This is a genomic window from Thermoflexus sp., from assembly GCF_034432235.1.
Taxonomy (GTDB): Bacteria; Chloroflexota; Anaerolineae; order Thermoflexales; family Thermoflexaceae; genus Thermoflexus.
Window position 1 is genome coordinate 24,020 of record NZ_DAOUCJ010000094.1, and the last position, 8,046, is coordinate 32,065.

At 63.4% G+C, this 8,046-nt stretch carries 11 protein-coding genes; all 11 read right to left on the bottom strand.

Translation table 11 applies throughout. The features are described 5' to 3' along the window. Nucleotides 1–277: 277 nt before the first annotated feature. The gene (gene rsmD / locus VAE54_RS11660) at nt 278–835 is read right to left on the bottom strand and encodes a 16S rRNA (guanine(966)-N(2))-methyltransferase RsmD (protein WP_322802139.1); all 558 of its coding nucleotides are present in this window, start codon (nt 833–835) and stop codon (nt 278–280) included. Beyond that, nucleotides 835–1,647, bottom strand: coding sequence for an NAD+ synthase (locus tag VAE54_RS11665; protein ID WP_416223800.1), 813 nt, complete (start codon nt 1,645–1,647; stop codon nt 835–837). The genes rsmD and VAE54_RS11665 overlap by 1 nt, the downstream gene beginning before the upstream one ends. Nucleotides 1,648–1,728: 81 nt before the next feature. Beyond that, nucleotides 1,729–2,145: a secondary thiamine-phosphate synthase enzyme YjbQ gene (locus tag VAE54_RS11670; RefSeq protein WP_322802141.1), complete on the bottom strand. Its 417-nt coding sequence runs from the start codon at nt 2,143–2,145 to the stop codon at nt 1,729–1,731. 19 nt (nt 2,146–2,164) lie between these two features. Continuing rightward, on the bottom strand, nt 2,165–2,803 hold the full coding sequence (locus VAE54_RS11675; protein WP_322802142.1) for a hypothetical protein: 639 nt from the start codon (nt 2,801–2,803) through the stop codon (nt 2,165–2,167). A gap of 8 nt (nt 2,804–2,811) precedes the next feature. Continuing rightward, nucleotides 2,812–3,939, bottom strand: a complete 1,128-nt coding sequence (locus VAE54_RS11680; RefSeq protein WP_322802143.1) for a DUF3048 domain-containing protein — start codon at nt 3,937–3,939, stop codon at nt 2,812–2,814. 420 nt (nt 3,940–4,359) lie between these two features. Next, the gene (locus VAE54_RS11685) at nt 4,360–4,605 is read right to left on the bottom strand and encodes an FmdB family zinc ribbon protein (protein WP_322802144.1); all 246 of its coding nucleotides are present in this window, start codon (nt 4,603–4,605) and stop codon (nt 4,360–4,362) included. A gap of 169 nt (nt 4,606–4,774) precedes the next feature. Next, nucleotides 4,775–6,412 (bottom strand): chaperonin GroEL, encoded by a 1,638-nt coding sequence (groL, locus tag VAE54_RS11690; protein WP_322802145.1) that lies wholly within the window; start codon nt 6,410–6,412, stop codon nt 4,775–4,777. Between the two features lie 64 nt (nt 6,413–6,476). Further along, on the bottom strand, nt 6,477–6,779 hold the full coding sequence (gene groES, locus VAE54_RS11695; protein ID WP_322802146.1) for a co-chaperone GroES: 303 nt from the start codon (nt 6,777–6,779) through the stop codon (nt 6,477–6,479). A gap of 62 nt (nt 6,780–6,841) precedes the next feature. After that, the gene (locus VAE54_RS11700; protein WP_322802147.1) at nt 6,842–7,288 is read right to left on the bottom strand and encodes an Hsp20/alpha crystallin family protein; all 447 of its coding nucleotides are present in this window, start codon (nt 7,286–7,288) and stop codon (nt 6,842–6,844) included. Nucleotides 7,289–7,418: 130 nt separating this feature from the next. After that, complete coding sequence (locus VAE54_RS11705) at nt 7,419–7,868, bottom strand: BON domain-containing protein (RefSeq protein ID WP_322802148.1); 450 nt, start codon at nt 7,866–7,868, stop codon at nt 7,419–7,421. 44 nt (nt 7,869–7,912) lie between these two features. Then, a partial coding sequence (locus VAE54_RS14660) for a zinc metallopeptidase (RefSeq protein ID WP_416223801.1) occupies nt 7,913–8,046 on the bottom strand: 134 nt, incomplete at its 5' end.

Here is an 8,046-nt window from a genome sequence, read left to right on the forward strand (position 1 = left end):
CCAACAGAAGCCATATCTCCCGGATGCATCGTAAGGGGACGCCTGGCATCCCCTCCATCGCCCGGTCCTGGCTATTTTTAGTTTGTGAACATCCCTGAAGCATCCAGGAGACTTGAGGGCCGTGGAGGCCCTGCCAGGATCCATCCCGTCTTCCTACCCCTATTGAGGCGTGGCACCCCTGCACAAATTTCATTCTACTACGGGATATACGGGAAGACCGGATGGCCTCTCCATGGGATCTGGAGGGTCCTACGGAGGGGACGGTTTCGTAATTATACTATTCTACAAAGCGGCGCTGGTAAAACAGGAGATGGGTGCTTCCATAATCCCGGCGGTCTGCCCAACCCAGATGGTGAAGCGAAACTTCCGCGAATTCCCGGGGGTGGATCTGAACCACGATGATCCCTGAGGCGGTCAGCCAACCCGGTCGGGCATCCAGGAGCTCGAGCGTGCGACGCCACCATCCCCGATACTGGGGCGGGGCCACATAGATGAAATCAAAGGGCTCAATGGGCCCGGAGTGCAGGAAATCGAAGACATCCGCCCGAACCACCCGGGCCCGATCGACGAAGCCGGTCTGCCGCAGGTTCTCCCGAAGCACACGGATCGCCCGCGGGTCTTTCTCCACAAACACCGCCTCCGTCGCCCCCCGGCTCAGCGCTTCAATGCCCACGCTGCCGGTGCCTGCGAAAAGATCCAGCACGCGGGCCCCCACGATAGAAGGCCCCAGGATGTCGAAAAGGGCTGTCTTCACCCGATCCGTGATCGGACGGGTGCTCGAGCCCGGCAGACTCTTCAACCGGCGCCCCTTTGCGGAACCCGCGATCACCCGCATCAATGTCCCCAATCCCGCAGATATCGGAAATCAATCCCTACCGTTCGTGAAGTCAGCTTGGCGATGAGCGGCGTCCGCCGCTTGAACTGCGTGTCGCGGACCATGCGCCACAGGCGGCGGACGGTTTCTCCATCGAAGCCCAGGGCGATGACCTGATCCAGAGTCATCCGTTCCTCCACCAGCAGGTAGAGGATACGATCCGCTTCATCGTAGGTCACCCCCAGCTCCCCCTCGTCCGTCTGGCCCAACCACAGATCCGCCGTGGGCGGTTTGCGGATGATCTCCTCCGGCACTCCGACGGCACGAGCTAGCTGGCGGACCTGGTTCTTGTATAGATCGCCGAGAGGGGCCAGGGCGTAAGCCCCATCTCCGTAGAGCGTGAAATAGCCCAGCAGGATCTCCGTCTTGTTGCTGGTGCCCACCACCATCCCGCCCCAGGCCGCGGAGAGATCATACAGGACGATCATCCGCATGCGGGCCATGACATTGCCCCGGCGCCGGGCATCCATGTCCGGGAACCGCTCGAAGAGCGGCTCCACCATCGGCGTGATTTCCACCGTCTCGGAGGGCACCCCCAGCTGCTCGATGACCAGATGGGCATGGAGCAGGCTATCCGGAGAGGAAGTGCGATAGGGCATGCGCACCGCCAGGACGTTTTCGGGGCCCAGGGCCTCCGCCGCCAGAAAGCATGTGAGCGAAGAATCAACTCCGCCTGAGAGGCCGATCACCGCCCGCCTCATCCCGAATTTGCTGATCTCATCCCGGATGAAACGAACCAGCACGCCCCGCACCAGATCCGGATCGATCCGCATTCGAGCATCCACCCATTCCCGGATCCGCTGCGGATCCATCATCCCATCCCGTTCGATGATCCTCCAGGCCCTCATGCGCGCTCACTCTCCTATGATTTGAATAACGATCTCCCGTCGGCGGGGACGGATATCAAAATCGATCAGCACGATCTGCTGCCAGGTTCCAAGCAGAAGGCGATGATCCTGAAAGGGGATGGTGAGGGAGGGACCGATCAGCGAAGCCCGGAGATGGGAATGCCCGTTTTGATCCCCCCATCGAAGGTTGTGACGATATTCTCGTGAGGCGGGGATCGCCTCCTCAAGCCAGCGCTGCAGATCCTCCACTGCTCCGGACTCGAACTCCATGGTGGTTAGCCCGGCGGTGGACCCCGGGACGAAGACGGTCACGATGCCTGCCTTCAGGCCGGAGCGCGTCACCGCCTCCGCTACCGGTTCCGTCAGATCCACCACATCGTTGTTCCCCCGGGTTCGCACGGTCAGGCGCTCGGTGACCACCATCCCTTCGGCCCTCCTCCGATCACGAAGCGCTTTCCCCTGGCCCCATCCGTTCCATGCGCCCCAGAAGCCGCAGGCTCTCCAGGTCCTCTAGGTCCGCCGGGCGATACCGCTGGAATAACTCATAGACGGCCCGGAACTGCTCGGAGGTCGCCGGGCCCAGCATGCGGGCGATGTCCGCCAGATCCTGGAGCCGCCCTGCTTCAAATTTCATGAGAATTAAATAAGGCATGGGCATGATAGGGAGCCCGGCATCGTCTCGATTCCCCTGAGCTGCCTCCAGGGCCTCCCCGGCCCAGGGATCATGCAGCTCCAGCACATCGAGGCGCACCCCTTCCGGGGAAACCCAGGAAGATCCCGGGATCGCCAGCTCCCCTCCATACTGGAAGCCTGCCTCCCGCAAACGCCGGCGAACCTCCGACCCATCCTTCGCATGGACAGCGATATCGAAATCCTGCGTCGCCCGCTCCGGCATGTAATAACGGGCCGCCAGCGCACCCACTACCGCCCATGGGATCGGATCGAGGATCGATCGCAGATCGGGAAGACCGGACAAGGGCGACCTCCGGGCGAGGAACTCCCACCGGCTTCCAGCGCCTGGCCGGGCGCGCCGGAGCGCCATCTGGATCAGCGCCTTCCGCATCCAGACCCGAGGATCCATTCATCTCCTTATGGAATCTGAACCTGCATATTCAGGGGCACCATCTCGAACCAAGTGTTGCCCGGCTTCAGCGGGATCGGCTGGCCCTGCGCATCGACGAAGCGAAGCATATCTTCCCGCCGAAAGCGCTGCCACTGCCCCTCATACATTTGACCATCCCGAAAGATTCGAACCGGCCCGCTGCCCCAGATTTGAATCTCAATGGAATAGTTCCCCAGCCGATCCTCCAGGATGTCCGTGGTCTGGTGGTGGGCATAAACCACCACCACATTGAGGGCGGAGAGCTGACGTCCGGTGAGCGCATCCATATGAGGATGGCCTGCTGTCCAACGCAGCCATCGTCCGGAACCCCGATCGTATCGCCAGGTGACTGGCTCCACCCGATAAGGGATGATAAACGTGGAAACCGGTTGACCACCGACGGGAGGCTGTTCGGAAAAGCGCATCCCCCGCAGATCCTGCGGGGCGTTGATCCCCCGGCGGGTCGCTTCCTCCCAGAGCCGCCAGGTGCTGGTGAAGAGGGTATGCTCCACCGCAACTCCCTCCCGGTGTATGCGCCAGAAGATCGGCGCGCCCACGCCGAAGTCCGGGCTCAGCGCTCGTTCCAGAAAGTCCGAAGCGCGGATCCGCGCGTTGACCCCCGCGCTGGCGCCGGAATAGGCCAGAATCGCCTTGAACATCACCGGGAGCTCCAGATCGATCAGCCGGGCGCTGCGGACGGGGCCCACCGGCTCCGCATCCTGGCTCAGATAGATGGCGGTGAAACGGGTGACCCCGCCCTCCGCGTAATGCTCGAAGACCAGATCCGCCCGATCCACCCCCGATTGCGGACGGACCACCGGGGGATAATTCGAGATCTTGATCGCGAGGGGCCGCCGCTTCAGCACAGCCGGGTCCGACACCCGCAGGCCGGTTAACGGATTCACATCCGGGGGGAATGCATCGATGGAACCCACAGAGGGCGCAGTGGGCGTCGGCGCAGGAGACGGGGTGGGCGTGACGTTCCTCTCGTTCACCGCAAGAGGTGGCGGCATGGTCGGCGTGGGAGGCTGGGGTCCCGCCGGGGTCGCCCGAGAGGCGCAGGCCGTCACCAGCCAGAGCGCGATCCATAGCACTCGAAGCACCCTCTGGGCCATAGAAAATCGCTCCGCCGGGTAAGCTCCAGCGAAAGTATAGCATAACCTGAAGGTCGCTTCTTCCGAGGTCTTCCGGGTCCAGCCCCCAAATTTCCGGGAGAAGACCCACCGCGCAACCCCTGCCTGGGGTTGATTCTGGGGGCTCACCCCCTGGTATGATCATCCGCAGGTGGATGACAGCCCGATTTCCCTCCCCGAAGCGGGCAGGGGGACCCCTCCCCCGGCCCCTCCCCGAAACGGGGAGGGGGATTTTGAGGCTCCCCCTTCCCTACGAGGGAAGGGGGCCGGGGGGTTAGGTCTGAGGACCCCTCCCCCTCCCCGAAAGCTGAGCCCCCAAAAGCAGAGGGGGCCGACAGGAAACCCCTATGACCTGCCAGCCCCCTCCCCATCCCGGAGGATCCGGCTGTAGGTTGCTTTTCCTCAATCGCTCTCATTCGTCGAAGTCCCGGAAGCGCTCTCCGACTTTCCCTTATCCCCGGAGTTCCTGGATTTCCGGCTCTCCGTGATATACCAGCCATCGCCTTTGAAGATAATGCCTGCAGGGGAGAACACTCGACGGATGCCCGGATGGCCCTCCGGACAGGTTTCCAGGGGGGGATCTGTGAAGCGCTGTTGTTTCTCGAAGCGGATGCCGCAAACCGGGCATTCGTATTCATAGATGGGCATCGGCCATCACCTCCCCGCCGAATCCTGCTGGAATCGAACACGATCCCGCAGTGCGATGGTTTCTGAAGCCTTTCAGACCAGGCAGTGCCATCCGTCATGGATGAATACGATACGGATAAGGAACCGGGGCGGGCTTTCACCCGCCCCGGCGATCCTCCTTCCGACCTGCTCAGAACTCCTCGGACGGCGTCGGCGTGGTCTCCTTCTTCTTCTCCGGCACCTCGGTGACCAGGGCCTCGGTGGTGAGGATCATCGCCGCGACGCTGGCGGCGTTCTCCAGGGCGGTGCGGGTCACCTTGGCCGGGTCGATGATGCCCGCCTCCACCATATCCACATATTCACCCGTGAGCACGTTGTAGCCGATGTTCGGGTTGTTCTTCTCCTTCTGGAGGCGGCGCACCATCTCTACCACCACCGCGCCGTCCTCGCCCGCGTTCTCGGCGATCCGCCGGAGCGGCTCCTCGAGGGCGCGGCGGACGATGTTGATGCCCGTCTGGACGTCGCCCTCGGCCTTCAGGTTATCCAGGGCCTTAGCGGCGTTCAGCAGGGCCACGCCGCCGCCGGGAACGATACCCTCCTCCACCGCAGCGCGGGTCGCCGAGAGGGCGTCTTCCACCCGGTGCTTCTTCTCCTTGAGCTCGACCTCCGTGGCCGCGCCGACGCGGATGATGGCGACCCCGCCGGCCAGCTTGGCCAGCCGCTCCTGGAGCTTCTCCCGATCGTAATCGCTGGTGGTCTTCTCCATCTCGGCCTTGATCTGCTCGATGCGGCCCTTGATGGCCTTCGGGTCGCCCCGCCCGCCGATGATGGTGGTGTCATCCTTGGTCACCACCACCTTATCGGCACGGCCGAGATCGGAGATGCGAACGTTCTCCAGCTTGCGGCCCAGCTCCTCGCTGATCACCTGCCCGCCGGTGAGGATGGCGATATCCTGGAGCATCGCCTTGCGGCGCTCACCGAAGCCAGGGGCCTTGACCGCCACGGCGTTGAAGATGCCCCGCAGTTTGTTCAGCACCAGGGTCGCCAGGGCCTCGCCATCCACATCCTCGGCGATGACCAGCAGGGAACGGGTCTCGCCCTCCTGGAGCACGCGCTCCAGCACCGGGATGATGTCCGCAGCGGCGGAGATCTTCTTATCGTGGATCAGGATGTAGGGGTTCTCCAGCACCGCCTCCATGGTCTCGGGGTTGGTCACGAAATAGGGCGAGATGTAGCCCCGATCGAACTGCATCCCCTCCACATATTCGGTCTCAAAGGGCAGGCCGGTCTTGGACTCCTCCACCGTGATCACGCCGTCCTTGCCGACCTTGTCCATCACCTCGGCGATCAGGTTCCCGATCTCCGGATCCGCCGAGGAGATGGCCGCCACGTGGGCAATGTCATCCTTGCTCTGGACCGGCTTGGCCATCCGTTTGATCTCCTCGACCACGGCCTTGACGGCCATCTCAATGCCCTTCTTCAGGAGCATGGGATTGGCCCCCGCGGCCACGTTCTTCATGCCCTCCGTCACCATCACGTGGGCCAGGACCGTCGCCGTGGTCGTCCCGTCGCCGGCCACATCGTTGGTCTTGGTCGCCGCCTCCTTGAGGAGCTGCACCCCCATGTTCTCATAGGGGTCCGGCAGCTCGATCTCCTTGGCCACCGTCACCCCGTCATGGGTGATGGTCGGGGCCCCCCACTTCTTATCCAGCGCCACATTCCGCCCCTTGGGCCCCAGCGTGGTTCCCACGGCGTTGGCCAGGATATCGATGCCGCGCTTCAGGCGGCGGCGGGCCTCCTCACCGAAAACCAGCTGCTTGGGCGCCATTGCCGATCACCTCCTTCAGATGGATTTTTGAACTCATGCGGAATCGCAGGGAACCGTCAGGGGATCACTCCTCAATGATGGCCAGGATATCGCTCTCTTTGAGGATCAGCAGCTTGCGGGTGGTATCCACCTTGAACTCGGTGCCCGCATATTTGGCGAAGAGCACGCGGTCACCAACCTTCACCTCCATGGGGACTCGCTTGCCGTTCTCATCCACGCGCCCCGGGCCAACGGCGATCACGCGGCCCTCCTGTGGGCGCTCCTTCGCCGTCTCCGGGAGGACGATGCCGCTGGGAGTGACTTCCTCCCGCTCAATCGGCTCCACCACCACCCGGTCCGCAAGAGGTCGAAGCTTGATCTCCGCCATCGTTCCACCCTCCGAGGAAATCTTTCAGGCTTTCAGGATCGAGCTTTAATCGAAAAGGGGGTCTACTTAACTTTGACCTTGATCGTCCGCGCCTTCACCGCCTCCGCCTTGGGCAGCCGCAGCGTCAGGACCCCGTGTTCATATTCCGCGGTCGCCCGGTCGGCCACCACCTCTACCGGAAGCACGAACGAGCGGGTGAAGGCGCCGAGACGTCGCTCCTGGCGGATCCATGAGCCCTCCCGCGCCTCCTGCTCCTCGCGGACTTCCCCGCGCAACGTCACGGTGTTCCCGCTCACGGTCACCTCGATGTCCTCCGGGCGGATTCCGGGAACCGCCGCCTTCACCACCACCTCGTCCTTGGTTTCATAAATATCCACAGCGGGCCAATCTACTGTCCCGGCGAAGAACAGGGAGGGACGGGAGAAGGCTTCATCGAGGATGCGATCGACAGCTCGTCGCAGCGAGAAGATCTCCTGAAAGGGATCCCAGCGACGGATTTCACCGGCCATGGCGGACCTCCTTTTCCCGATCCTCATGTCCGGGCCGTAGTTCGGGCTGCTTCGGAACGGCACCTTTCATCATATCCCGATCGCATTAGAGCCCCGCAAGAGCTCCATAAGAGTTTCGTAAGAAGCCTCTTCATGCCGCCCGGCGCGCCGCCGCCTTCACCCGGAGGTTATTCACCACATTGCGAACCCCCCGGATCGATCGGGCGATCTCCTCGGCGCGCTGTCGGGCCGCCTCATCGGGCACCCATCCGGCGAGGGTGACATCCCCCTGAACGCTGGTAACCAGCACACGAGCCCGTGGCGGGCTGAGATCCGGATCCTCCGCCAGACGCAGACCCAGCTCCGCTTCAATCTCCGGATCCGAGATCAGATCGTTCTGCACCTCCCGCACACCCGGGATCGACCGGGCGAGGGTTTCCGCCATCCGCTTCATCGCCGTGGAAGGCACCACCCCATCCAGGATCACCCGCCCATCCCGGGCCTCTATTCGAATCAGGTGGAAATTGACCCGGAGGGGGTCATAGCGATAGAGCCGCTCCTCCACCTTCGCGCGCAGGGTCGCGTCGTCCATGACATCCATAGGCGCCGCTCCATGGAGGATAAGGCGGAAACGATAACCCGCGGTCAGTCTCGAGATCGCCGCATGCCCATGGCGAGGAAGGCGTAGTAGGCCAGGGTGGAGAGGGCCTGGGCCAGGGCGGCCACGTAGGTCAGCGCCGCCGCCCTTAGCACCTCCCGCGCCCCCGCCCGCTCCTCCG

What these genes read in the sequence shown, in the direction of transcription:
- groL (WP_322802145.1), bottom strand. Translation starts at nt 6,412, where the DNA reads ATGGCGCCCAAGCAGCTGGTTTTCGGTGAGGAGGCCCGCCGCCGCCTG.
- VAE54_RS11705 (WP_322802148.1), bottom strand. Translation starts at nt 7,868, where the DNA reads ATGGATGTCATGGACGACGCGACCCTGCGCGCGAAGGTGGAGGAGCGG.
- VAE54_RS11665 (WP_416223800.1), bottom strand. Translation starts at nt 1,647, where the DNA reads ATGCGGATCGATCCGGATCTGGTGCGGGGCGTGCTGGTTCGTTTCATC.
- VAE54_RS11670 (WP_322802141.1), bottom strand. Translation starts at nt 2,145, where the DNA reads ATGGTGGTCACCGAGCGCCTGACCGTGCGAACCCGGGGGAACAACGAT.
- VAE54_RS11675 (WP_322802142.1), bottom strand. Translation starts at nt 2,803, where the DNA reads ATGGATCCTCGGGTCTGGATGCGGAAGGCGCTGATCCAGATGGCGCTC.
- rsmD (WP_322802139.1), bottom strand. Translation starts at nt 835, where the DNA reads ATGCGGGTGATCGCGGGTTCCGCAAAGGGGCGCCGGTTGAAGAGTCTG.
- VAE54_RS11700 (WP_322802147.1), bottom strand. Translation starts at nt 7,288, where the DNA reads ATGGCCGGTGAAATCCGTCGCTGGGATCCCTTTCAGGAGATCTTCTCG.
- VAE54_RS11685 (WP_322802144.1), bottom strand. Translation starts at nt 4,605, where the DNA reads ATGCCCATCTATGAATACGAATGCCCGGTTTGCGGCATCCGCTTCGAG.
- VAE54_RS11680 (WP_322802143.1), bottom strand. Translation starts at nt 3,939, where the DNA reads ATGGCCCAGAGGGTGCTTCGAGTGCTATGGATCGCGCTCTGGCTGGTG.
- groES (WP_322802146.1), bottom strand. Translation starts at nt 6,779, where the DNA reads ATGGCGGAGATCAAGCTTCGACCTCTTGCGGACCGGGTGGTGGTGGAG.